Genomic DNA, 24,305 nt, shown 5'->3' with positions numbered 1-24,305 from the left:
GCGGACGGGAGCGGTCGCTGGCGATCGCAGCCAGCCGTGCCGCGTCGGTTGCATCGAGGAGTACGCATACCGTCTGAGCCATCGCCCAGACTCGCACGTCTCACCGTGTGCGTGAATCCTCCGTCCGCGTCACTGCACTAGTCGTAGAAGGCGGTCCATACCGCCCCTGACAGCGGTCGCTGTAACAGAGATCGGCTTCGGTTTGATTGGGTCAAATCGGCGGGCATTGCCTGTTTGACATTATTCGCTTCATCCGGCATCAAATGAGTGGGCAAAATTCCCACATTCATATACGCGGGTAATGAGGTTGCGCTGCATGCATCGTTCGGACGGGAGCAGCTCTGATTTGAATATATTACGTGCCTGCAATGTGGTTTCGGCCTACGTAGCGAACAACGCAGTGCCCGCATCTGAGATACCTAGCCTTATCAATAATGTATATGCTGCGCTTGAGCGTCTCGGTGCGTGTGATGTCTGTACATTAATTGGGGTAATTCCCGTCGCGCGCCCCACAGCGGCTGATGTCCACCGTTCGGTCGGGCACGATGGCATCGTTAGCTTCATTGATGGTAAGACGTACAAGATTTTGAAACGCCATCTCACAGCTTATGGGCTGCATCCGCAGAGCTACCGAGAGCGTTATGGCTTGCCTGCCGATTATCCAATGGTAGCACCAGGCTATTCCGAACGACGCTCGACCCTGGCTCGGGGGTTTACTACCCAGCCAAACAGAAGCAAACGGATGCAGCATCACTTGGTCAGGACGACCCCGGTCTGAGAGGATGCGGTATTAGATGAACACGAAACCTTGAATACGGCATCGTTATAGTCGTAGTCGTCCGAGCCGCCGCCCATGTCGTTCCAGTAGAAGGTCAGCGTTTTGCCCGCGGCCTCACTACAATTGACCGCCGCGTAGGTTGGCAAAGCTGTGAGGCAAGATCCACTCTTCAGTGTTCCAGACGAGCCTGAAATGAGCACCTGTAGGCTACAGTCTTTGGTGACGGACGAGTAGGCCTGCGAGCTTGGCGGCATCAGGTGCGAATAGAACCAATGCGTCGTGCCCTGTGCCGCACCGTAGCCATTGCGGCCGTAACCCGTGATGCCGCCAGTGACGTTCTTCAGCGCATAGCCGATCTTTTGCCCGGCGGTGACGGTATTGTTGACCGTTTTCGTACTGTTAGAGCTGGTGTTGGAATACAACAGCGTCATGGCAGAGCTTGTGGGGACGCCGCCGTCGGTCGGCACGACATACCAGTAGATGTAGTTTGCATCATAGGCGCTGCTCGCGAACCCCGACAGTGTCGATGTGATCGTATAAACGGGGTTCTGCGCGGTCGCCGTGACTTTGACAGGGGTCCCACTCATCACCAGCTTCATCAACGTGGTCGGCATGGTTCCCTGTGCCGTGACCGTCATCGTATAGAGCGTCGCGCTGCCGCTGGTGACCGCACTCGGTGTCGCCGTGTAGGTAGGCGGGCTTGTGGTGCTGCTCGCAGTGAGCTTGGCGACCGAGCCCGCCATGTAATTGTTGGCAACCGTCGTGGCCGTCGAACTCGTCGACGATGAGGTATAGGCCGTAGCCCCCGCCAAGGCTGCAGCGTCGACCGCCGCCTGTAACTGTGATCGAAAATCCACGGCTCGCATCAGGTCGAGACCAGCCCCGGCGAGCAGCGTCAACGGGATCATAGCGGCCCCGAGCCACAGGGCGAAGACACCGCGTCGATCGCGGTGAAAGTCCCGAGCGAGGGTTTGAAGGGCGATGCGCATACGGAAGATCCAGTATTTCTAGACAGTCAGCTGCCGTACGTGACGGCCGAACCGTTGCGGGGGCGAGCGATGGCGGTGCCCGTCAGTGCGAAGCTCGATCCCAGGGGGAACGAGACCGGGAGGCTCAATGTGTAAGTCGCACACACCACGATCGCGCTGTCGCCGGTCGTCAGCACCACGGCGGCGGCGAGCTTGGCGGCACTGGTAATCGTCGCCACGCTGCCGCAGGTGACATCGGTCCAGACGATCGCGGGCGCAGAGGTCGTGCTGGAATAGCTGACACTCGCCACGGCGACCTTCAGGGTCGTGCTAGGCAAGGGCTGTATCGAGAGCTGGCCGGCGGTGCAGAAGTCCGAGATCGTCGTGGCGTTGACGCTATCCTGCTGTGAGACGAGATCGGCGAGATTGCGCGCTGCGGCCACAGTCAGCATCTTCGCGCGGGCTAAAAGAAAGCACTGCACGCTCCCGAGTACGGCCGTGAGCATAATGGGCAGGATCAGGGCGAACTCGACCGCACCGATCCCGCGACGGTCGCGCCGAAAGCGTCCGATGAGCTGGATCATCAGTAGCTCTCATTCTGGAAGGTGAGGGTCGTCAGGATCAGGATGTTGCCGCCAAAGCCGGCCGCCTTGAGCAGCGACGAGAAAAAGGCCGGCTTGGAGTAGCCGACCTGCACCAGCATGTCGGAGCCGGAGCTGCCGGCGGTGAAGCCGGTGCTCGACAGGGTGCCGGTGCTCGACACGGCCACGACGCTGAGGCTCGAGAAGCTCGATCCTGATTGAACGTTGTAGACGATGCTGGCGCAGGGGATGATCGGCGAGGCCTTGGCACAGACCGCAGCCTTAAAGGTCGCCTCCGTAGCCGTGCCGACACGGATCAGACGGCTGGCATCCCGCGTGGCGTTGTCCAACGCGCTCTCCATGACCAAGCAGAGACCTACTTCGGTCCAGGCGCACAAGATCAGCAGGAAGACCGGTGCGAGTAGCGCAACCTCGATCGAGGTGACACCGTGTCGGTCGGACAAGAAAGCTAGTGTGGGTCTGGAGCGGTGCACGACCGTAGCGATCCTTCCGGCAAACTGGTCGGATGATGTGAGAATATTTCCCACGCGCTATGACAAGGGTGAGAAGTTAAAATAATCTAAAAACTGTCCATCGAACGCCCTCCCAACAAAAAGTTGCTTGGGTCTGTCGCTGCGGGACACATCAGTTAACCATATCTACAATGGCGCAATAGGCAGTTGCATTCTTTAATGAATTGCTTGCTCTGAGTTTGATGGCATCTATTCGACTAAATGATGACTTTGGCGACATACCCAATTTCGCTTTCTTTAACCGGAAAGCAGCCCTTCGTATCTCACTCGTTTCCGTCGTAGGTCTCAGTTTCATCACGTCGCTTAGAAGCAGACCTTCCCAGGGCCTGCTATCGGTCGACACCGGACGGTCGCTTACCCGAAATTGAATGTCCGCTGCTGGGCGGTGGGCTGATGTCCGCTAATGGCGCGAAGCCGCGGTCTAGAATGGCAGGGTTTGGCCGAAAGCAGAATGACCGCTTCGGATAAGACCGGCCGGAAAAGCGGTCGGCCTTCTATCGACCCAACCTCGCCGTTCCGTCCGGTTTTTCGGCGACCCGTGAGCGAACATTTTGCCAAACCCCGCTGTTTGACCGACACCGCCTGGATGCCGAAAGGCGGCTTGCCCGTCGGCGCCGCGACATCGCAGACAGCATCGTCCAGATATGCTTGGCCCTGGCGGCGATGCGAGTTCGTGATGGACGGTCGGGATAAGTCCGTGTGAAGCGCCCAACACGGAGTTGTCATGCCTTCTGTCTAAAACGGACTTATGTCGGGTGGTCGACGGATGGATCCTATGACATAGGCATTCGTCGAACGCGTGCGAACCGGCGGAACTCCCTCAACGATGTCGAGCGACCACGTTCCGTCCGTCGGAGGCAACCTGCTGCTGACCGCGCTCGCGCCTCGGGACATGGCGCTGCTCCGGCCCCATCTGACGCTTCGGGACCATTCCCGTGGCGACGTCCTTTTCGAGGTCGGCGAGGACGTCTCCCACGTCACGTTTCCGCTCAGCCGGACAATCGCCACGCTGGTAGTTCCCGTCAGCGGCGGGAAGACTGTGGAGACCGCCACGGTCGGGCACGAAGGCGCGATCGGCGGCGTGGTCAGCCAGGGATACCTGCCGGCCTTCACCCGATGTGCGGTCCAGATCGACGGGGCGGTCCTGCGCATAGACGCGGACCGGCTGCGCGAGGCCAAGAGCGCGTCCCCAACCCTCAACGACCTGTTCGTACGCTACGCCGACTGCCTGCTCGCCCAGGTGCTGCAGTCGGTGGCCTGCAATGCCGCCCACTCGGTCGAGCAGCGGGTGCTGCGGTGGCTCCTCGCGCTTCAGGACAGGCTCGGGTCCGACGTCCTGCCGGTCACGCAAGAGGTGCTGGCCGGCATGATCGGCGTCGGGCGCTCCTACGTCACGGGAGTGCTGGGCGACCTGCAGGACCAGGGGCTGATCCATGTAGGCCGCGGCCGCATCCACCTGCCGGACAGGGCCCGGGCGGAAGCGGCATGCTGCGAGTGCCACGGCCGCATTCGCCGCCATTTCCAGGCCGTCCTCGGGGCCGACTACGCTACCGACGGGGAGATGGTCGCCGTCGAGCCGACGCCTCCGGGCGTCGTGCCGCCCGAAACGAAGCGGTCCGCATCGCCCGAGGCCCGTCCGTGAGCGCCATGACCATCATCCCGGCCGAGGTCGCGGTCCCGTCGCGGCTATCGGCGCTCCACGCCTACGGCATCCTCGACACCCCTTCGGAGAAAGGTTTCGACGACATCGTCGATCTGGCGAGGAAGGCGTGCGACGTGCCCGTAGCGCTGGTCAGCCTCGTGGCCGGCGATCGGCAATGGTTCAAGGCGCGCATCGGGTTCTCGCCCAGCGAGACGCCTCTCAACCAATCGGTCTGCGCCCACGTCCTCGGGAAGCCCGACATCTTGGTGTTTCCGGACCTCACCCAGGATGTCCGCACCCGCGACAATCCACTGGTCACGGGCGAGCCCTTCATCAGGTTCTATGCCGGAGCCCCCCTGGTGGCGGCGAACGGCGAGAGCATCGGAACGCTGTGCGTCATCGACGTCGTTCCCCGGCCGGACGGGCTGACGGCGGACCAAGTCGACTCTCTCAAGGCGCTCGCCGGCCAGGTCATGGCCCAGCTAGAGCTTCGGCGGTCCCTTGCCGAGCGCGACCAGATGCTCGCCGCCCAGCGCGCGACGCTGATCCAGCACGAGGCCTTGCTCGCCACCCAGGAGGCCATCGCGGTCGCGGGCGGACGGCGCGACGCCGTGCTCCAGGCCGTTGTCGACGGGACGATGCGGGCGCTTCCCAAGGCCGAGGGCAGCGTGATCGAGATGCGGGAGGGCGACGAACTCGTCTACGGCGTGGGCGCAGGAAACCTGACACGGCATCGCGGATTGCGGCTGCCGATCGGCGGCAGCCTGGCCGGCGCCTGCCTCTCGGCCGGCCGGCCGATGCGCGTGCCCGACGTGACGGTCGACCCTCACGTCAAGCGCGACCTGATTGAGAGCCTGGCGCTCCGCTCCTGCGTGGTGGTGCCGCTTTTTCGAAACGGCGAGGGCATCGGCGTCGTCAAGGTGCAGTCGAGCCGGATCGACGCCTTCTCAGCGGGCGATGTCGAGGTCCTGAGCCTGTTCGCGGGGACGGCGGCCGCGGGCCTTTCCCAGGTCGGCGAGGCCGAGGCCCGCCGCAGCGTCCGTGCCAGCCAGGACCGCTACAGGGCGGTGTTCGACAGCGCCATCGACTACGCCATCATCGTGATGGACCGCGAAGGCCTCGTCGACGACTGGAACGAGGGCGCGACGCGCATCCTCGGCTGGGAGCCGGCCGAGATGGTCCGTCGTCCGGCCGACGTGTTCTTCACGCCGGAGGATCGGGCCAACGGCATCGCCGCCAGGGAGATGCAGGCCGCCCTCGAACACGGCCGCGGCGTCGACGAGCGTTGGCACCTGCGCAAGGACGGCACGCGTTTCTGGGCCAACGGCGAGATGATGACGCTGCGCGACGAGGCCGGCACCCCCATCGGTTTCCTCAAGATCCTGCGCGACCGCACCGAGCAGCGCGACGCCGCCGCCAGGCTGCAGTCGAGCGAGGCGTTCCTTCGCAGCGTGCTGGATTCCTCCGCCGACTGCATCAAGGTGCTCGACCTCGATGCCCGCATCGAGTTCATGAGCGAGGGCGGCATGCGCGTCATGGAGGTAGACGCGTTCGACGGGATCGCCGGCAAGGACTGGACGGAGTTCTGGGAGGGATCCGGCCGAACCGAGGCGAGGGCGGCGGTTGAGACCGCGCTCGGTTCCGGCATCGGCCGCTTCGCCGGCCCTTCCTGTACCATGAAGGGTACGCCCAAATGGTGGGACGTCCAGGTCACGCCGATCCACGACGGCGACGGCGCGGTGTCTTGGCTGCTGGCCGTTTCGCGGGACGTCACCGCGAGCCGGAAGGCCGAGGAGGCGCTGGTCGCGAGCGAGACGCGCTACCGCGACCTGTACGACAGTATCGATGCCGGCTTCTGCGTGATCGAGGTGAAACTCGACGCGACTGAGCGCCCGCTCGACTATCGCTTCCTGGAGGTCAATCCGGCCTTCGAGCGTCAGTCCGGGCTCAGGGATGTCCTCGGCAAGTGGATGCGCGACCTCGCCGAGGGCCATGAGGAACATTGGTTCGAGATCTACGACCGGATCGCCCGCGGCGGAGCTCCCGAGCGCTTCGAGCATGTCGCGCGCTCGCTCGGGAACCGGTGGTTCGAGGTCTATGCCTATCCGTTCGGCGAGCCGGGCTCGCATCAGGTCGCCGTCCTGTTCAACGACATCACGTCGCGCAAGCGTACAGAGGACGCCTTGCGCGCCAGCGAGGAGAGCCAGCGCTCCATCTTGGAGACGGTGCCTGTCGGCATCCTGTTCGCGGAGGCGCCATCCGGCCGCATCGTCGGCGGCAATGCGCGGATCGAGGAGATCCTGGGGCATCCCGTCCTACCTTCGCCCGGGATCTCGGCCTACGGGGAATGGCAGGCCGTCCACGCCGACGGCAGCCGGGTCGAGCCGACGGAATACCCGCTTGCGCGGGTCATCCAGGGTGGCGAGACGCGCGCCGAGCTACAGGTGCGCTACCGGCGCGGCGACGGCGCCGAGGCGTGGATCGACATCGTCGCGGTCCCGGTCCTGGGACCGGACGGGTCGGTCACCGGTGCGGTCGCGGCCATATCCGACATCGACGCGCGCAAGCGGGCGGAGGAGCAGCGCGACCTGCTCAACGGTGAGCTCAGCCACCGCATGAAGAACCTGCTGGCGATGGTGCAGGCCATCGCGGCGAACACGTTGCGGGGCGCGACCGACATCGACGTCACCAAGGAGGTCCTCGCCGAGCGGCTGATCACCCTGGGCAAGGCACACGACCTGCTGCTCGGGGGCGCCGCGGAGCACGCCGCGATCGAGCCGGTCATCCGCGGCGCGGTTGGCCTGCAGGACGACGGCTCGAGCCGGGTCCGCTATGGCGGTCCCTCGGTGGAGATCGGCGGCAAGGCGGCGCTCGCCCTGGCGCTGATGGTCCACGAGCTTGCCACGAACGCGGCGAAGTACGGCGCGCTCTCGACCCCGGAGGGCCGCGTCGACATCGATTGGACGCTCTCGGGCGAGGAAACCAAGCCGACGCTCACGGTGTCGTGGCGCGAGAGCGGCGGCGTCCCCGTCGTCCCCCCGTCTCGAAAGGGCTTCGGCACGCGCTTGATCGAGCGCGGCCTCGTCGGGGCGGTCGACGGGAAGGTGGCGCTGAGCTATCCGACCGACGGAGTCCGGTGCGTGGTCGAGGCACCGCTGGCCAATTTTCAGGACGTCCTTTGAGATCACGCGGCAACACCTGGGCCGCCTCCCCGTTATCGCTGCGACTCAGCTACTCCCGGTTGTCAGACTCCGCGTTGCATGCCCGTTGAGACCATCACGAGTTCGACGACGTTCCCTAAGGCCGGCGGCGAGATGGGTGCACTCATGCGCGCCCATGACTGGGAGCGGACGCCGTTAGGCCCCATCGAGGGCTGGCCCCCGGCCCTGAAGGTGGCGGTCAACCTGATCCTGGCCTCGCCGGAGAGCATGTTCCTGGCATGGGGGCCGGAGCTCACCTTCCTGTTCAACGACACCTATCGCCCGATCCTCGGACCCAGGTTCTCAGGGGCACTCGGCGCATCCATGCCCGAGCTCTGGTTCGACGCCTGGCAGCAGGTGAGGCCGATGGTCGAACTGGCGCTCTCAGGCACCGCCAGCCGGTTCGACGACCTCCCGCTCACCATGGCCCGGCATGGCATCGAGGAGGAGACATGGTGGTCATTCTCCTACTCGCCGCTCCTCGACGAGTTCGGAGAGGTCGTCGGGCTGTTCTGCGTCACCAACGAGACCACGCAACGCGTCCTGTCCGAGCGTGCCCTGAAGGCGCGCGAGGCCGAGCTCCCGCTCATCACCGACGCCATGCCTGTGCTGATCGCCTTCATCGACCGCGACCTCGTCTATCGCTTCGCGAACCGGGCCTACGAGGATTGGTTCTTCGTCACCCCCGACGAGGTGGTCGGACGCCATGTCCGGGAGCTTATCGACGAGGCAGGCTACGCCGCGCGGGAGGCAGCCTTCGCCTCGGCGCTTGCGGGTGAAAGCGTGCGCCTCGAACTCGAATGGCCGTGTCGGGCGGGTCATCTCAGGATCGCCGATATCCGCTACCTCCCGCGCCGGAACGATGCCGGGTCGGTGGACGGCTTCTACGTCTTCGTGCACGACGTCACGGATCGCAAGCAGGCCGAACGCGTGCTGCGGGAGACGAACGACGCCCTGGAGCGTCGCGTCGCGGAGAGGACGCTGGATCGCAACGCGCTCTGGCAGCTCTCATCCGACATCATGCTGAGATGCGGATTCGACGGACTCATCGTCGCGGTGAACCCGGCCTGGGAAGCGGTTCTGGGCTGGTCGGAGGAGGAACTGATCGGAACGAACCTCTTCGACCTGATCCATCCCGACGACATGGAGCGCACCATTGAGGGGGCACAATCGTCCTCCGAGGGAGAGGTCTTCGCCCGGTTCGACAACCGCTACCGCCACAAGGACGGCAGCTATCGCTGGATCTCCTGGTCGACGCGTCCGGATTCCGGCGTGATCAATGCTGTAGGGCGGGACTTCACCATCGAGCGCGAGCGCTCCGAAGCGTTGAAAGTCGCGGAGGAGGCCCTGCGGCAGGCCCAGAAGATGGAGGCCATCGGCCAACTGACCGGGGGCGTGGCACACGACTTCAACAACCTGCTGACCGTCATCAAGTCCTCGACCGACCTGCTGAAGCGGCAGGACCTGCCGGACGAGCGGCGGCTTCGCTACGTCGGCGCGATCTCGGAGACCGTCGACCGGGCCGCCAAACTGACGGGGCAGTTGCTTGCCTTCGCGCGCCGCCAGGCGCTCCAGCCAGAAGTGTTCGAGGTCGGGCAGAACCTGACGTCGGTCGGCGACATGGTCGGGACGCTGACCGGCTCGCGCATCGCCGTGGACGTCCGGGTGCCGGGTGTGGCCTGCTTCGTCGACGCCGATCCGAGCCAGTTCGACACGGCCATCGTCAACATGGTGGTCAATGCCCGCGACGCGATGGACGGCGAGGGCCGGCTGGTGATCGAGATGAAGGAGGTCGTCGCCCTTCCGGCCTTGCGCGGCCACGGACCGGTGAAGGCGGCATACGTCGCCATCGCCATCGCCGATACGGGGAAAGGCATCGCGGACGGGGACATGGATCGGATCTTCGAACCGTTCTTCACGACGAAGGGCGTCGGCCACGGCACGGGCCTGGGATTGTCCCAGGTGTTCGGGTTCGCCAAGCAATCGGGCGGCGACGTCGAGGTCGAGAGCCGGCCCGGGCATGGCACCACCTTCACGATGTACCTGCCCCGCGTGGCCGACCCGGCTCCGATAGTCGAGGCGGAAGCGGAGCCGGAGCCGCTGGTCGACGGCCACGGCACGTGCGTGTTGGTGGTGGAAGACAACCGCGACGTCGGCACCTTCGCCACCCAGTCCCTCGCTGAGCTCGGCTACGGCACAATCTGGGCCGAAAACGCGGAACAGGCCCTTGCCGAGCTGGATAAGGATGCGGGTCGCTTCGACGTCGTGTTCTCCGACGTCGTCATGCCTGGGATGAACGGGATCGACCTCGGCCACGAGATCCGTCGCCGCTACCACGACCTGCCGGTCGTGCTGACCTCGGGGTACAGCCACGTGCTCGCCAAGAATGGGACCTACGGCTTCGAGCTCCTGCACAAGCCATACTCGGTGGAGCAGCTCTCACGCATCCTCCGCAAGGTTTCGATTTGGCGCCGACGCAAGGGCATGCTGGGGGCCTGAGAGCGGATCTTTCCAGCCGGCTCCGTCACGCCGCTTGGTGAAGTTTTGCCCACCACGCTACGATCCTTCGCGCTCTCTGGACCGGGTGGAAGATGTACCGGCGGTACGCGGCCTGGGCTCGGTGGTGTCGGCGGCTCTCTAGCGTTGTCCCCCGGTGCTATGTCCTATGGGCCGTTCCCAGCCACCGACATTCATCTGTTGGACCTCCGATTTGCTCAGGGCCAATCTCGGAGAGCGCCCTTGGATGCGATGAGTCCGAAGCCATCGACAGTCGCGGTCATTCCGATGGTCTGTAGTTGTGGCTGGGTCTCCCAAAAGCGGACCGGCAGAATCCCACCCGACCCAGCCATTCAGAGGCACCGGCGATGCGGCCGGGACTGGCCATTAGCAGAACGGCCGCTTCGGGGCAGGCCGGCGGGAAAAGCGGAGAGGCTCATATCGACTTAACCCAGTCGTTCAGAGGTGCATGCCGACGGGGCCAAATTTGGCCGTGAGCAGCTATTCCGCTTCAGATCACAATTATGGAGAAGGGGTTATTCAAGCGCTATAGTCATACAACAGTGAACTATCTCAGCATAACGATCTTGCTGGGCCTCAGGTGGCGATCCTCCTCCTCGGGGTCACCGAGCGGGACGTGGGAATTTAGGCGCCTGAGGTGACTGAAGACATGCACGAAGGTAAACTTGACCGCTCGCTCGAGGGAGCCGTCCCCATTGTATTGGGCATCCCTGAGGGCCGGGAGCAGGTCGCGGTGCTTCTCGGTATCGCTGGACATGATCGATCTCCCTGCCGATGGGATCGACACGAAATGGCAAGCGCGCGTCCTCCCTCCCGAGTCCTACCCAACGCGAATCCATCGAGCGACCTAGTGCAGCACGTGAGAGACCCCGTCGGCCGAACAAGGCTTTCAAAGTGGCTCGAAGCCGTCGGCGCTCCGCTGCGCAAGGATATGCCGTAGCCGAACGCGAGCACCACAGACAGGTGAGGCAGGCGATGCTCCAGTCGCTGGCCGTCTCGACGCCGCGACACGGCGCCCAGGCCGAAACTGCGAGGCGCACCGACGGTTAGCCCTGCATCGGTAAGACGGTCCGTGGGTAGCCCGTGAGGGTGTTCGGCTGGTGCGTTGTTCATGAGCGGTTTCGACGGGATCGATCCGAGGTTGTTGAAGGCCGCGGTCGAGGCCGCCGGGGAGGCTATCCTGATCACGTCGGCCGAGCTCGATGAGCCGGGGCCGCGCATCGAGTACGCCAACCCGGCCTTCCTCCGCCTCACGGGATACGCTGAGGCGGACATCGTTGGGCGCAGCCCGCGCCTCTTCCAGGGACCTGCCACGGAACGCGCGGCCCTCGACCGGGCCCGGGCCTCGCTCCTCGCGGGGCAGGCTTTTCAGGGCGAGGCGCTGAACTACCGCAGGGACGGCTCGACATACCGCGTCGAGTGGCTGATCACCCCCGTGCGCGAGGGCAACGGCCGCAGCACCCACTGGGTCTCGGCCCAGCGCGACGTCACCGAACGCTCCGCCTTCGAGGGACGACAGGCGCTGATGGTGCGCGAACTCCATCATCGGGTGAAGAACACGCTCGCCACCGTGCAGGCTGTCTTGAACGCCACCCTGCGCTCATCGGTGAGTATGCCCGAGTTCGCCCACGCCTTCGGGGGACGGATCCTATCCCTGGCTCGGACCCACGCGCTGATCACCGAGGACCAGGCCCAGACCGCCTCGTTCGAGGGACTCCTCCGGGCCGAGCTTGACCCCTACGACGAGGGTGGCCGGATCACCGTCGAAGGTCCGCGGCTCAAGCTGCCGTCCGAGATCGCGGTACCGGTGAGCATGGCGCTGCACGAGCTGACGACCAACGCGCTGCGCCACGGCGCCCTGGCCCATCCGGGCGGACGGGTCGTGGTGACGTGGAAGGTCGATGACAACCCGACCGGCCCGTGGTTCGCCTGGACCTGGGACGAGCACGACGGGCCACCCCCAACGCTGCCGACGCGCGAGGGTTTCGGCACGCGGCTCCTGAACAAGATCCTCACGGCGCAGGTCGCAGCTGAGGTCGACGTCGCCTACGACGCCGACGGGTTGCGAATACGCGTGCGCCTGCCGCTGGGGCGACGTTAGGCGCTGCGCGGTCTTGAAGATACCTCCGAGCCGCCGCGGTTCGGCGGTGGCGCAATGTCCTCGAAACGCTTGGACAATCCGGCGTGATGCCCCATGCTCAACCGGAGGAGCGGCTGGACGTGATGATGTTCCGGAAAGCACTTCACCCACGCGAAACCATGTCGATTCCTGCAGCTTGCCCGTGTGATGGACCTTAGTCGCGAGAACGGGACCGAAGCGGCGCGCCTTCGGGCGCTGAATCGCTATCGCCTGCTGGATACCCCGCGCGAGCAGGACTTCGACGAGATCGCGGAGGCCGCGGCCGAGTTGTGCGAGACGCCGATCGCCGTGGTCAACCTGGTCGGAGACGGACGGCAATTCTTCAAGGCCGAGGTGGGGCTGGGCGTCCGCGAAACTCCCTTGGAGAGTTCGTTCTGCCGGCAGGCGCTCTTGCTGGACGACTTCCTATGCGTGCCGGACGCGACCCGCGATCCGCGCTTCGCGGGCAACCCCCTGGTCCACGGCGAGCCCGGGCTGCGCTTCTACGCCGGCGCCCTTTTGAGGGCTGCGGAGGGTCACCCGATCGGCACGGTCTGCGTTCTCGACACCAAGCCGCACGCACTAACCGAGCGGCAACGAAAGGGCCTGATGCGCCTGGCCCGCCAGACCATGGCGCAGATGGAATTGCGGCGATCGCTCAGGGAGCAGGCCGAACAGCGGCTACTGCACGAGCGCATCCTCGACAGCGCCACCGACTACGCCATCGTCGCCACCGACCCCGAGGGGCGGGTCACCCGCTGGAACGCCGGCGCCGAGCGCATCCTGGGCTGGGCCGAGGCCGAGATGCTCGAGCGGCCGGTCGACGCCTTCTTCACGCCCGAGGACCGCGACGTCGACAGGCCCAGGACCGAGATGCGCCTCGCTCTCGAAGACGGCAGCGCCGCGGACGAACGCCGGCACCTGCGAAAGGATGGCAGCCGGTTCTGGGCGTCGGGCGAGATGATGCCGCTCCGGACCGAGGACGGCGAGACCGTCGGCTTCCTGAAGATCCTCCGCGACCGCACCGACCAGCGCGAGTCGGTCGCCGCCCTCCAGGCCAGCGAGATGCGCTACCGCTCGCTCGTCGAGGTCAGCCCGCAGGTGGTGTGGTTCGGCGACGCCGCGGGTGAGGTCATCTACTGCAACGCGTATTGGTACGACTACACGGGCCTGCCCCAGGGCGAGACCGGCGAGGCGAGTTGGATGGGAGTCATCCATCCCGACCACCGGGAGGCGACCCGTGCGGCGTGGCTCGCGGCTGCCGGGTCTGGTCGCCCCTACGAGGTCGAGTTCCCCCTGCGCCGGGCCGACGGGCAGTACCGCTGGTTTCTGTCACGGGCGCATCCCGTGCGCCACGCGACCGGCGGGACCGCGAGTTGGATCGGCACCTCCATCGACATCCACGAGCGCAAGGTAGCCGAGGAGCGTTTCAAGACGATCACCGAACTCGCCCCGGCCATCATCTGGTTGGGGAACCCGGACGGGAGCCTGAGCTACCTTAACGACCGCTGGTACGCCTACACGGGTCAGACGCCGGAGGAAGCGCTGCCGCTGGGTTGGGGCACGGTGATCCATCCCGACGACCTGCCCGGGCTGCTTATGGCCTGGGAGCACGCACGGACGAACGAGGTCCTCTACGACACGGAGGCGCGCCTACGTCGCCACGACGGCGAATACCGTTGGTTTCTTATCCGGGCCGAGCCGATGCGCGACGGCAACGGCGAGGTCGTCGGCTGGCTCGGCAGCGACAGCGATATCCACGACCGCCGGCAGGCCGAGGACGACCTTAGCCGGGCGCGCGAGCAATTGCGCCTTGCGGTGGAGGCGACCGGGACTGGCATCTTCGACTACGACCTCGTCGCCGACAGCCTGGTCTGGGACGCTCGCACCCGCGCCCTGTTCGGGCTGCCGCCGGACGCGGGCGTGAAATACGACACCTTCCTGGCCGGCCTCCACCCGGACGACCGCGACTGGGTCGACGCCGCGGTCCGGACCGCCATCGACCCGACCGGCCCCGGCACCTACGACATCGCCTTCCGCGTGATCGGCTTGCGGGACCACGTCGAGCGCTGGGTAGCGGCCAAGGGCCAGGCGTTCGTCGAGGGGGGCAGAACGATCCGGTTCATCGGCACGACGCGCGACGTGACCGAGAGCCGCCACGCCGAGCAGGCCCTGCGCCAGGCCGAGGAGCGGTACAGGCTGGCCGCCCGCGCCACCAACGACGCCATCCGGGACTGGGATATCGCCACGAACCATATCCTCTGGAACGAGGCGCTCCACACCGCCTACGGGCATGCGCCGGAGGCGGTCGATCCGACTGGCGACTGGTGGATCGACCATATCCATCCCGACGACCGATCCCGCGTCGACCGCTCGATCCACGCAATCATCGACGGGGGCGGGACAGCGTGGAACGACGAGTACCGCTTCCGACGGGCGGACGGGACCTACGCGGACATTCTCGACCGCGGCTACGTGCTGCGCGACGCGGCGGGCCGGGCTGCGCGGATGATCGGCGCGATGTTCGACATCAGCGAGCGCAAGCGTGCCGAGGAGCATCAGCGGTTGCTCACGGGCGAGCTGCAGCACCGGGTGAAGAACACCCTGGCAATGGTTCAGGCCATCGCGGCCCAGACGTTCCGCAACGTCACGGACACCGACGCCGCATGCGAAGCTTTCACCGCGCGCCTGATCTCGCTGGGGCGGGCGCATGACATCCTAACGCAGTCGAACTGGACGGAGGCCCCCATCGCCGAGGTCGTCGACAGCGCGCTCTCGGTCCACCGCGGCGGCGCGGCCTCCCGCATCCGCGCCAGCGGCCCGAACGTGCCCCTAGCGGCGAAGCCGGCCCTCGCCCTGGCGCTGGCCCTGCACGAGCTCGCCACCAACGCGGCCAAGTACGGGGCACTGTCGAACGAGGCCGGCACGGTGGACCTGCGCTGGCACGTCGTGCACGAGGGCGGGGTGCCCCGCTTCTGCCTGACCTGGTCCGAGCAGGGCGGCCCGCCGATCCTGGCGCAGCCGACGCGGCGCGGATTCGGCTCTCGCCTGATCGAGCGCAGCTTCGCCGTCGAGGTCGGCGGGGACGTGAGGCTGACCTACGCCCCGACCGGGCTCGCCTGCCGTCTGGAAACGTCCTTGGCCTCGATGCAGGAGCCGGGCGGCGACGAGGTGGCGGCCTGACGTTTGCGGAGGCGCCCCAACTCTCGGCCTCGCTTGGGCCGGTGCCGACGGAAGGGTTCGAGTATCCTCGTCTTGAGGGCCTCGCCGACCGTGAGTCGGCCAGACGCGCTCACGGCTGCAGCCGCCGTCCCATCGGTTGTTTCTGGTTCCGCCAGGTGGCGACCTTGCGGAGCAGGCGCGAGAGGTCCTCGACCGAGTAAGGCTTGTGCAGGAGTTCGAAGCCGTGCATGCCGTTCCGCGCAAGCATATCACTTTAACCGAAGGCGAGCACCACCGGGATGCCTGGTTGCCAGCGCCGGGTCTCGTGGGGAGGCCCACTCCCATGCCCGGCATCACCACGTCGGAGAAGACGATCTCGAAGCGACACTCATCACGCCCGAGCTCGACGAGGGCCTTCTCGGCGTCTGTCGCCCAAACTGTGCGATAGCCGAGTTCCTTAAGCGGCTGTGCCGCGAAGGCGCCGACCTCCCGGTTGTTCTCGACGAACGGGAGGCGAGTGCCGTGGCCGTCGGCCAGCGCCGCGGGCTCCGGTGCCCCCGTCTCGGGCGCGACGAAGGTAGCGGCGCGGGGCAGGTACAGGGTGAACCGATGCACAGGAGACCGGCAAGCAACCCAGTGCAAACAGAGGCGATACTTAGCCGGGTTTAGGTCGAAGCTTCGTCTCTTAAATTATGCTGATCTCGCAAGGTCGAACATCGTTGTATGCCGAGCATGCCGATTTATCTGCATTATGTATCTTGGTGTCCGCACCATCATTCACCATTACGCAAGCCGACAGCGTGAAGCCGCGCCGAAGTCGTTTATTCGCTGAGCGGCATAGCCATTCTCCCGCGGCGGTCGGATCGTGATCTGATTCGTCACGGGCCGGGTGGCATCGGGCTATCGACTGAAGCGCCGACGCCGTAGGCGGAGCGGCAATGCGTCCCGACAGCAGTACTCTAAAGGCAATGACGGCTTGACCGGCCGCCTTGCACTCCGCAGGGAGGTTCTCTGACGGTCTTAGAGTTACAGGTGTTCGCGTATGTGTTTCTCGCCAGAGGCCGACTTCATCGCGAGTGGCGCCATCGGGCTCATCGGTGCGGCCACACTCGCGCATGTCCGGCAACCGCGAGCCGTACTGTTCGCGGCAACGCCGATTTTCTTCGCTCTACACCAGTTCACGGAGGGATTCGTCTGGCTTGGTCTCAAGGGCGAGATCCGGCAGGAGGCTCAGGGACATCTCGTCTTCCTGTACATGCTCTATGCGCAAGGCATCCTCCCGCTTCTGATGCCGCTGGCTGTCCTGCTGATGGAGCCGCCCGGTTGGCGCAGGTGGCTGATCGGAGCGCTGACGCTGGTCGGGGCGGGGCTTGCCGCTTTCGTGTTCCGGGGTCTGATCAGTTACCCGAGTACGGCTTGTATCGAGCAGCACTCGATCCACTACGACAATCCTGGCACGGCCCTCACCAGCGTCGCGGCGATCTACGTCGTGGCGACGTGCGGCGCGCTGATCGCGTCGAGCCACCGGGTGGTTCGCTGGTTCGGCTGGCTTAACTTCATCGGTGTGATAGCGACCCTCATTGTGAAGGGTTACGCCTTTACTTCGGTCTGGTGCCTCTACGCCGCCGCGGTGAGCGTGATCCTCTTCTGGCAGTTCCGCGCTCGCCGCATCGACATTGCCGATCCGAATAGCGTTCATCGAACGCCCGCGACCGCTTGAGCAAGGGTTCCCGTCGACGGGCCACAGGCAGGTCCCGATGGATCGTAGGCGAGAAGCACGGATCATCATTCTGAGTCCGCTGTGCCCGCCCCCAAGCAACGACTTCAATTGAGACGAACCCCGTCTGTGGCGGAAGGCACGCAACAGCGCTGGTGGAATGCGAACGCGAGATGACCTGAGGCGTTGGTCGCCCGTGGATAGGAAAATGTCCAAGCCAGTTCTGATGAGTGATCGATGACCCAAAAGAGCACAGATAATGGACGTCCCACCGTGGTCGTGACCGGCGCCAGCGCCGGCGTGGGACGGGCGATCGCTCATGAGTTCGCTCGGCACCGCTGGAACGTGTCCGTCTTGGCGCGAGGGGAGGCCGGGCTGAAAGGTACGGTGCGGGACATCGAGCGGGCCGGCGGCCGAGCGCAAGCTCACCAGGTCGATGTCGCGGACGCCGATGCCGTCATGCGGGCGGCGGACGAGACCGTAAAGGAGTTCGGCGGCATCGACGTCTGGATCAACGTCGCCATGGTGACGATCTACGCCCCCGTGCAGCAGACATCGCCGGACGAGTACAAACGCGCGACCGAGGTGACCTATCTTGGACAGGTCCACGGCACGCTCGCCGCTCTCAAGCACATGCAGAGCCGCGATGCTGGCACCATCGTCTGCATCGGTTCGGCCCTGGCGTACCGCTCGATTCCTCTGCAATCGAGCTACTGCGCGGCCAAGGCGGCCGTGCGCGGCTTCATCGACAGCCTGCGCAGCGAGCTGCTGCATGACGGCAGCCACGTGAGGTTGACGATGGTGCAGCTCCCGGCGGTGAACACTCCACAATTCGACTGGGCGCGCACGCGTATGCCGCGGCGTTTGGAGCCGGTGCCGCCGATCTACCAGCCCGAGGCGATCGCGCGCCACGTCTACAGCGCCGCGCACACTGCGCCTCGCGAGCTCTGGATCGGCTTCCCGACCTGGAAGGCGATCATCGGCAACATGATCATCCCCGGATGGATCGACGGATATCTCGCGCGACACGGTTATCGCGGCGAGATGACCAGCCAGGCGGCGCTCGAAGGGCGGCCGGACAACCTGTACGATCCAGTCGATACCGATCCCGGTGCGCACGGCCGCTTCGACGATCGATCGCTCACCACGGTGCCGGCCGCCGACCCTCGCTGGCTGAAGCTCGGCATCGCTACCGCGCTCGGGGTGGCGTTCCTTGGCGCCCTATCGATCGCGAGAACCTCGGAGACGCACCGCCGGCTTCGATAGATCGATCGGGTGGTACCTGGATGGGCTACATCATCCGCATGCGCAGGTTGAGCAGCACGACGAGGGTGCCACCCACCATCAGGCAGACGATCAGCGTGGAGAACAAGATCAGCTGCAGGTCGTCGCGGTGTGATCGCCGCAAGTCGATGTGCAGGAAACACCGGAAGTGCACGACTGCTTGGATCAACGCCAGGCTGAAGACGATCGTGAGGGCGGTCGCTCCCGTGACCCAACCCCACGTCACGACAGCAAATGCAGTTCCGGTCAATAGCAGCGCCAGGACGTAGCCGACGCCGTAACTGACCAAATCACTGCGCTTGGAATGGCGTTCGTCATCTCCCGTGCAGGCTCCGGCTCCATGTTCGGGCTCCCGCTTGACTGCGCCGATCGACGCTCTCGCGACGCCGAACAGGGCCGCTGCGGCGATGGCCTTGAGCAGAATGACACCCTTGTAATGGCCCCGTGTCGTCATCCGAGCTTACCCTGCAGGTAGACGACCGAAAAGATCGCGATCCAGATGATGTCGAGGAAGTGCCAGAACAGGCCGAGCTTGAGCAGGTCGAGTTTGACCCGTGCGTCTGTCCCGTAGACCGCGATCTGAGCGAGCATCACCACGATCCAAATGCAACCCGCTGTGACGTGGAGTCCGTGCGTGGGGACGAGCGCGAAGAACGCCGAGAGGAAGCCGCTGCGATCCGGCGTGGCGCCGTCGCGGAACATCGTCGCGAAGTCGCTGACCTCGAAGCCGAGGAAGGTCAGGCCGAGGACCAGGGTGATACACAGCCAGACGATGAGGCCGGCTCGCGTCCGGTCATACTTCATCGCGATCGCCGAGAGCCCGAAGGTCAAGCTGCTCGTCAGGAGGATCAGCGTCTCGACGAACGCGCTGCCGAGCTTGAACTCGGCCTGCGGTCCGGGCGCGCCGGCGGTGGCGGCGAGTTGCGTGCCGTAGATCGCGAACAGCAGCGCGAACAACACGGCGTCGCTCATCAGGAAGATCCAGAACCCATAAAGGCCAATCTCGGCCTCGCCGGGTTCGAGTTCGTCCGAGCTGCGAAGGTTCAGCCCGATGTGCTTCAGCTGCGGGCCGCTCACGCCGCCACCTCCGGCGGGAAGGGTTCCGCGAGGCCGAGATTGGCCGAGCTCTCCTCGAGCTGACGCGGCACTGGTCGCGTCCTGGCTGCCAGGGCGAGCCAACGACGCTCAGTCGCTTCGACCTCGGCAGCCGGTATCGTCCGATGGGTGTCGCGCACGAAGCTGCGCGCGATCACCGCGAGCCAGACGGCCACAAACCCGAGGCTCGTCATCCACCAGATGTGCCAGACCAAGCCGAAGGCGCAGACCGCCCCGGCGACACCGACGATCGGCCCGACCCAGCTGTTCTTTGGGATCTCGATATCGTCGTAAGCGTCGGCGAGCTTGTACGCGTCTCCGCGCGCCTTGTGCCAATAGAAGTCGTAGAGGTGGTAGACCCGAGGAATGGTGGCGAAATTGTACTCCGGTGGCGGTGCGGGGATCGACCATTCGAGACCGCGCGCGTCCCAGGGGTCGCCCACGGGCACGCGGTTGTGTTCGCGGTCGCGGACGCTGACCCAGAGCTGCACGAATAGCGTCGCCAGAGCGGCGAGCAGGATGAAGGCGCCGATCACGGCGACCAGAAGCCATGGCCGGTAGTCCGGGTCGAAGATGGCCTGGGAGCGCCGCGCCATGCCGCCGAGCCCGAGCACGTACAGCGGCATGAAGGCGAGATAGAAGCCCACCACCCAGCACACGAACGAGACCTTGCCCCAACCTTCCGAGAGCCGGAACCCGAACGCCTTCGGAAACCAGTACTGGTATCCGGCGATCATTCCGTAGAGCAGGCCGGGGATCAGCACGTTGTGGAAGTGGGCCACGAGGAACACGGTGTTGTGCACGACGAAATCGATCGGCGGTATTGCGAGCATGACGCCGGTTATGCCGCCGAGCACGAACGTCATGATGAAGGCGACGGAAAACAGCATCGGCGGCGTGAAGCGGAGCTCGCCACGAAACATCGTCCAGATCCAGTCGTAGACCTTGACCCCGGTCGGTACGGCGATCGTCATGGTCGCGACCCCGAAGAAGGCGTTGACGTTGGCGCTCTGGCCCATGGTGAAGAAGTGATGCAGCCAGACCGTGAACGACAGTACGCCGATGGCCATCGTGGCGATGACGAGCGACTTGTAGCCGTAGAGCTCCTTCGATGAGAACGCCGAGATCACCTCGGAATAGACCCCGAACGCGGGTAGGATGAGGATGTAGACCTCCGGATGGCCGAACAACCAAAAAAGGTTGACGTAGTTCATCATGTTGCCGCCGAGATCGTTCGTGAAGAAGTGGAAACCGAGGTAACGATCGAGGGCGAGTAGGGCGGTCGCGAGCGTCAGCGGCGGCATCGCGAAGATCATCAGGATCGAGGTGCAGAGCGCGGTCCAGCAGAACAGCGGCATGCGCGTGAGATGCATCCCCGGGCACCGCTTCTTGTAGATCGTCGCGGCGAAGTTCAGCCCCGAGAAGGTCGTGCCGAGAGAGGACAGGGTGATCGCCCAGATCCAGTAGTCCGGGCCGACGCCGGGTTGGAACGCGGTCTCCGTGTATGGGGGGTACCCGGACCAACCCCCGGTGGAGAACTCCCCGACCGCCAAGGAGATCATCACCAGGCCGGCACCCCCGGCCGTCAGCATCAGGCTGATCGAGTTGAGCAGCGGGAAGGCTACGTCCCGAGCCCCGATCTGCAGCGGCACGACGTAGTTGATCAGGCCGGTAAGAAATGGCATCGCCATGAAGAAGATCATGATGGTGCCGTGCGTGCTGAACAGCTGGGCGAAATGCTCGGGCGCGACGATGCCGGGTGCATTGACGGCGAGCGATTGCTGGGTGCGCATCAGCACCGCCTCGATCAGCGCGCGGCTGAGCATGACCCCGGCGACCACGATGTACATGATGCCGATTTTCTTGTGATCGAGGCTGGTCAGCCAATCGAGGAACAGCGGTCGCCACCACCGCTTCCAAGTCAGCAGCGTCACGAGCGCGACGGCGCCGATCACCACCATCGCACCGGCGGCGGCACCGATGATCTCGCTGAGGTTCGGGTTCTCCCAGGCGCGGACGAAAGGAAAGGCCTTCGCGTCGAGCCGTCCGAAGAGCGCGTACTGGATCGCGGCGTCGGTCATCGGTGTTCCGGTCCATGGGCGGCGTGCATACCGGGATCACTCAAGGCGACGATCGACTGGAATAAGTTCGGGGCAATCGCGCCGAACTGACTCGGCACAGCCTGGACCGAGCGCGCCGACAGGGTCTGGAACGCGGCCATGTCGAGAGTCTTGCCGCTCGCCCTGGCCTGGGCGAGCCACGCTCGATAATCGTCGGTGGTCTCGGACACGACGGGGAATTTCTGGTTCTGAAACCCCATGCCGTTGAACTGCATGTTCTCGCCGCGGTATGTGCCGGGCGCGTCTGCAGCCAGGTTCTGCTGCGTGGTCATGCCGGCCATCGCGTAGATCTGACCGGCGAGTTGTGGGATGAAGAACGACTGCATCACGGTGGCGCTGGTCAGGCTGAGGTGGACCGGGCGTCCGGAGGGAATGACGAGCTTGTTGACGCTTGCCACGCCGTCATCGGGGTAGATGAACAGCCACTTCCAATCGAGGGCGACCACCTGCACCTCGATCGGTGGATACGACGAGGCGAGCGGTCTGTACGGGTCGAGTCGGTGCGTGTCTCGCCATAGAAACACGGCGAGGACCACTACGATGATCACCGGCGGGATCCAGATCAGCCCTTCGAGCGGCCAGTTGAAGCCCCATTGCGGGCGGTACGCGCTCTTCGTGTTGGACAAGCGGTAGTGCCAGGCGAAGATCGGGGTCAGCACCAAAACCGGCCCGACGACGAAGATCAGGATCATGCAGACGATCAAGAACAAGCTGCGCGTCTGATCGGCGACCGGGCCTGCCGCGCCGAGCATCCCGTGATCGAGGACGCCGCAACCGCCGAGCGGCAACACCGCGGCCACGGTGAAAAACGATGCGAGGCGAAGGAGCGCCCGGGCCCGGCGACCTCCTCCGACGGGGCACAGCTTAGCGATGGTCGCCTCAGACATCGCGATAGTATCCACTCCGGGCCATCGCCTTGATGCGGTCGGCGGTGCGTAGCGCAATCGCCTGGATCGTCAGCGACGGGTTCACGCCGCCCGTCGTGGGGAAAACCGAGCCGTCGCAAACCCAGAGGTTCGGGATGTCCCAGGACCGGCAGTCGCCGTTCACCACCGAGGTCTTCGGATCGCTGCCCATGCGGGCGGTGCCGTAGAGATGGTTTGTATCGTCGCCCTGTTCCCAGACGTTGCGCCCGCCCGCCGCCGCGAGCGCCTGTCCCATGAAGTTCAGCCCGTGGCGGTTCATGGCCCGGTCGTTGTCGCACCAGGAATAGGTGATACGCGGGATCGGCAGCCCGTACTGGTCGGTCTCGTCCGTTAGGGTGACCCGGTTGCGTTCCTGCGCGAGGTATTCCGAGACGATCTTGAGCCCGGCGACGTGGTTGTAGCGCTGCATCTCGGAGACGAGCACCTCGCCCCACAAGCCGTGGGATCCGGCCTGGGTACTGCCCCACTGGGTCGGTAGCGGCCCCTGGCTCATGTAGCAGTAGCCGCCGTGGAAATCCTTGCCCCGGTCCTCGTAGTTCCAGTGCTCGCTGATCGCCAGCGAGGGCGGTCCCTTGTAGCTGCGGATCTCCTCCTCGAAATCGCCCCAGACCGCCTGATTGCCTTGGACCATCAGGTTCTTGCCGACCAGCCCCGAGGAGTTGGCGAGCCCGTCCGGGAACTCCCGGTTGGCTGACATCAGCAGCAGGCGTGGCGTCTCGATGGCGTAGCCTGCCACCACGACGTTCTTCGCCCGCTGGAACCGCCAGCGGCCCTCGCGGAAGTAGTGGACGCCGGTGGCGCGCCCGTCCTTCGTCTCGATGCGCCCGACCATGGCGAGGTCACGGATCTCGGCGCCCGCGGCGAGGGCGCGCGGCAGGTAGGTCACGAGCACGCTCTGCTTGGCGTTTGTGGAGCAGCCGACGACGCAGAAGCCGCGGTAGACGCAAGGCGGGCTGTCGCCGCGCGGGGCCGAGACCGTGGCGAGCGGCGTCGGAGTCCAATCGATGCCCATCGCCTCCGCGCCGCGGGCGAGCACCTTGGCCGCCGCGTTCAACTCGTGCGCCCGGTAGCGGTACCGCATGCGCTTGGGTCCCCAAGGGTAGGTCACGGGGCCCGAGATCTTCAAATCGTCCTCGACCTGGTCGTAGTACGACCACATCTCGCGCCAATCGAGCGGCCAGTCCGCGCCGTAACCCAACAGCGTGCGGGACTTGAACCATTCCGGCCGAAAGCGCAGCGCCACCATTGCGTAGTGGACCGTCGAGCCGCCCACCGCCTTGCCGGAGTTGTTCGAGCCCATCTGCAACGGGTTGTCGCCGTCGACGATGCGCTCGTCCGTCCAGTAGAGTTTCGACTGATGGCGCTCGTCCGAGGCGAAGTCCTCCAGTGGGCGCCAGTACGGCCCCGCATCCATCGCCACGACGGAGAAGCCGTGCTCGGCCAAGCGCGCGGCCAGCGTCCCACCGCCCGCGCCGGTGCCGACGATGACGAAGTCGACCTCCTCCGCGTCGGCGTGCTGGCGCATCGGCACCCACTCGCCCATCCGCATCACGTTGGGCGCACGGCCGTGGCGGGCGCGAGGGGCGTGCATCGGGTCGTCGCCCCGCGTGCCGCTACGCGGGTTGTCGGCGGCGTTGCCGGTTCCGGAAAGTCGCATGATCTG

General features: G+C 65.4%; 18 protein-coding genes. 8 read left to right on the top strand and 10 right to left on the bottom strand.

Going from position 1 to position 24,305, the window contains the following annotated elements:
• The first annotated feature begins 301 nt into the window (after positions 1-301).
• Positions 302-778: a MucR family transcriptional regulator gene (locus MKL11_RS25080; protein ID WP_313900784.1), complete on the top strand. Its 477-nt coding sequence runs from the start codon at positions 302-304 to the stop codon at positions 776-778.
• Here MKL11_RS25080 and MKL11_RS25075 read toward each other — a convergent pair.
• Genes MKL11_RS25075 through MKL11_RS25065 form a run of 3 tightly spaced genes read right to left on the bottom strand, consistent with a single transcriptional unit; the run spans position 751 to position 2,821 of the window.
• A complete protein-coding gene (locus MKL11_RS25075) occupies positions 751-1,767 on the bottom strand; it encodes a TadE/TadG family type IV pilus assembly protein (RefSeq protein ID WP_243948252.1) in 1,017 nt (338 codons plus the stop codon). The two genes, MKL11_RS25080 and MKL11_RS25075, sit on opposite strands and share 28 nt — an antisense overlap.
• Before the next feature lie 26 nt (positions 1,768-1,793).
• Complete coding sequence (locus MKL11_RS25070; RefSeq protein WP_243948250.1) at positions 1,794-2,330, bottom strand: TadE/TadG family type IV pilus assembly protein; 537 nt, start codon at positions 2,328-2,330, stop codon at positions 1,794-1,796.
• The gene (locus tag MKL11_RS25065) at positions 2,330-2,821 is read right to left on the bottom strand and encodes a TadE/TadG family type IV pilus assembly protein (protein WP_313900783.1); all 492 of its coding nucleotides are present in this window, start codon (positions 2,819-2,821) and stop codon (positions 2,330-2,332) included. The genes MKL11_RS25070 and MKL11_RS25065 overlap by 1 nt, the downstream gene beginning before the upstream one ends.
• Before the next feature lie 865 nt (positions 2,822-3,686).
• Between MKL11_RS25065 and MKL11_RS25060 the strand changes: the two genes are divergently transcribed.
• The 3 genes from MKL11_RS25060 to MKL11_RS25050 all read left to right on the top strand — a co-directional run bounded on the left by MKL11_RS25060 (position 3,687) and on the right by MKL11_RS25050 (position 10,201).
• A complete protein-coding gene (locus tag MKL11_RS25060) occupies positions 3,687-4,502 on the top strand; it encodes a Crp/Fnr family transcriptional regulator (protein ID WP_243948246.1) in 816 nt (271 codons plus the stop codon).
• 5 nt (positions 4,503-4,507) lie between these two features.
• Complete coding sequence (locus MKL11_RS25055; protein ID WP_243948256.1) at positions 4,508-7,684, top strand: PAS domain S-box protein; 3,177 nt, start codon at positions 4,508-4,510, stop codon at positions 7,682-7,684.
• A 78-nt stretch (positions 7,685-7,762) separates the two neighbouring features.
• Entirely contained in the window at positions 7,763-10,201 is a 2,439-nt protein-coding gene (locus MKL11_RS25050; RefSeq protein WP_243948243.1) for a PAS domain-containing protein, read from the top strand.
• A gap of 565 nt (positions 10,202-10,766) precedes the next feature.
• On the opposite strand, the gene MKL11_RS25045 is transcribed toward MKL11_RS25050, so the two are convergent.
• The gene (locus MKL11_RS25045) at positions 10,767-10,976 is read right to left on the bottom strand and encodes a hypothetical protein (protein ID WP_243948241.1); all 210 of its coding nucleotides are present in this window, start codon (positions 10,974-10,976) and stop codon (positions 10,767-10,769) included.
• Positions 10,977-11,330: 354 nt separating this feature from the next.
• Between MKL11_RS25045 and MKL11_RS25040 the strand changes: the two genes are divergently transcribed.
• Together MKL11_RS25040 and MKL11_RS25035 are read left to right on the top strand one after the other, a co-directional pair.
• Complete coding sequence (locus tag MKL11_RS25040; RefSeq protein WP_243948240.1) at positions 11,331-12,320, top strand: HWE histidine kinase domain-containing protein; 990 nt, start codon at positions 11,331-11,333, stop codon at positions 12,318-12,320.
• Between the two features lie 186 nt (positions 12,321-12,506).
• Positions 12,507-15,521, top strand: coding sequence for a PAS domain S-box protein (locus MKL11_RS25035; RefSeq protein ID WP_243948239.1), 3,015 nt, complete (start codon positions 12,507-12,509; stop codon positions 15,519-15,521).
• 109 nt (positions 15,522-15,630) lie between these two features.
• Here MKL11_RS25035 and MKL11_RS33640 read toward each other — a convergent pair whose 3' ends face one another.
• On the bottom strand, positions 15,631-15,768 hold the full coding sequence (locus MKL11_RS33640) for a hypothetical protein (protein ID WP_409565911.1): 138 nt from the start codon (positions 15,766-15,768) through the stop codon (positions 15,631-15,633).
• A 774-nt stretch (positions 15,769-16,542) separates the two neighbouring features.
• Between MKL11_RS33640 and MKL11_RS25025 the strand changes: the two genes are divergently transcribed.
• Together MKL11_RS25025 and MKL11_RS25020 are read left to right on the top strand one after the other, a co-directional pair.
• Entirely contained in the window at positions 16,543-17,220 is a 678-nt protein-coding gene (locus tag MKL11_RS25025; RefSeq protein ID WP_243948238.1) for a DUF6629 family protein, read from the top strand.
• A gap of 234 nt (positions 17,221-17,454) precedes the next feature.
• Positions 17,455-18,483 carry an SDR family oxidoreductase gene (locus MKL11_RS25020; protein ID WP_243948237.1) on the top strand — a complete coding sequence of 343 codons (1,029 nt, stop codon included), beginning with the start codon at positions 17,455-17,457 and terminating at the stop codon, positions 18,481-18,483.
• A gap of 25 nt (positions 18,484-18,508) precedes the next feature.
• Here MKL11_RS25020 and MKL11_RS25015 read toward each other — a convergent pair whose 3' ends face one another.
• The 5 genes from MKL11_RS25015 to MKL11_RS24995 are packed head-to-tail and all read right to left on the bottom strand — an operon-like array spanning position 18,509 to position 24,299.
• Positions 18,509-18,955 carry a cytochrome o ubiquinol/quinol oxidase subunit IV gene (locus MKL11_RS25015; RefSeq protein WP_243948236.1) on the bottom strand — a complete coding sequence of 149 codons (447 nt, stop codon included), beginning with the start codon at positions 18,953-18,955 and terminating at the stop codon, positions 18,509-18,511.
• Entirely contained in the window at positions 18,952-19,578 is a 627-nt protein-coding gene (locus MKL11_RS25010) for a cytochrome c oxidase subunit 3 (RefSeq protein WP_243948235.1), read from the bottom strand. Before MKL11_RS25010 ends, MKL11_RS25015 begins: the two co-directional genes overlap by 4 nt.
• Entirely contained in the window at positions 19,575-21,677 is a 2,103-nt protein-coding gene (locus MKL11_RS25005) for a cbb3-type cytochrome c oxidase subunit I (RefSeq protein ID WP_243948233.1), read from the bottom strand. Before MKL11_RS25005 ends, MKL11_RS25010 begins: the two co-directional genes overlap by 4 nt.
• Positions 21,674-22,660, bottom strand: coding sequence for a COX aromatic rich motif-containing protein (locus tag MKL11_RS25000; RefSeq protein ID WP_243948231.1), 987 nt, complete (start codon positions 22,658-22,660; stop codon positions 21,674-21,676). The genes MKL11_RS25005 and MKL11_RS25000 overlap by 4 nt, the downstream gene beginning before the upstream one ends.
• A complete protein-coding gene (locus MKL11_RS24995) occupies positions 22,596-24,299 on the bottom strand; it encodes a GMC family oxidoreductase (RefSeq protein WP_243948229.1) in 1,704 nt (567 codons plus the stop codon). The genes MKL11_RS25000 and MKL11_RS24995 overlap by 65 nt, the downstream gene beginning before the upstream one ends.
• Positions 24,300-24,305: the final 6 nt, after the last annotated feature.

This window comes from Methylobacterium sp. J-077 (assembly GCF_022829365.1).
GTDB lineage: Bacteria > Pseudomonadota > Alphaproteobacteria > Rhizobiales > Beijerinckiaceae > Methylobacterium.
Note: the sequence above shows the minus strand (reverse complement) of the source record. Positions and strands in the feature narration are given on the sequence as shown.

Bases quoted from the DNA above. Each gene is read 5' to 3' on its own strand.
- MKL11_RS25080 (WP_313900784.1), top strand. From the start codon at position 302: ATGAGGTTGCGCTGCATGCATCGTTCGGACGGGAGCAGCTCTGATTTG.
- MKL11_RS25075 (WP_243948252.1), bottom strand. From the start codon at position 1,767: ATGCGCATCGCCCTTCAAACCCTCGCTCGGGACTTTCACCGCGATCGA.
- MKL11_RS25070 (WP_243948250.1), bottom strand. From the start codon at position 2,330: ATGATCCAGCTCATCGGACGCTTTCGGCGCGACCGTCGCGGGATCGGT.
- MKL11_RS25060 (WP_243948246.1), top strand. From the start codon at position 3,687: ATGTCGAGCGACCACGTTCCGTCCGTCGGAGGCAACCTGCTGCTGACC.
- MKL11_RS25055 (WP_243948256.1), top strand. From the start codon at position 4,508: ATGACCATCATCCCGGCCGAGGTCGCGGTCCCGTCGCGGCTATCGGCG.
- MKL11_RS25050 (WP_243948243.1), top strand. From the start codon at position 7,763: ATGCCCGTTGAGACCATCACGAGTTCGACGACGTTCCCTAAGGCCGGC.
- MKL11_RS25045 (WP_243948241.1), bottom strand. From the start codon at position 10,976: ATGTCCAGCGATACCGAGAAGCACCGCGACCTGCTCCCGGCCCTCAGG.
- MKL11_RS25040 (WP_243948240.1), top strand. From the start codon at position 11,331: ATGAGCGGTTTCGACGGGATCGATCCGAGGTTGTTGAAGGCCGCGGTC.
- MKL11_RS25035 (WP_243948239.1), top strand. From the start codon at position 12,507: ATGGACCTTAGTCGCGAGAACGGGACCGAAGCGGCGCGCCTTCGGGCG.
- MKL11_RS33640 (WP_409565911.1), bottom strand. From the start codon at position 15,768: ATGCTTGCGCGGAACGGCATGCACGGCTTCGAACTCCTGCACAAGCCT.
- MKL11_RS25025 (WP_243948238.1), top strand. From the start codon at position 16,543: ATGTGTTTCTCGCCAGAGGCCGACTTCATCGCGAGTGGCGCCATCGGG.
- MKL11_RS25020 (WP_243948237.1), top strand. From the start codon at position 17,455: ATGACCCAAAAGAGCACAGATAATGGACGTCCCACCGTGGTCGTGACC.
- MKL11_RS25015 (WP_243948236.1), bottom strand. From the start codon at position 18,955: ATGACGACACGGGGCCATTACAAGGGTGTCATTCTGCTCAAGGCCATC.
- MKL11_RS25005 (WP_243948233.1), bottom strand. From the start codon at position 21,677: ATGACCGACGCCGCGATCCAGTACGCGCTCTTCGGACGGCTCGACGCG.
- MKL11_RS24995 (WP_243948229.1), bottom strand. From the start codon at position 24,299: ATGCGACTTTCCGGAACCGGCAACGCCGCCGACAACCCGCGTAGCGGC.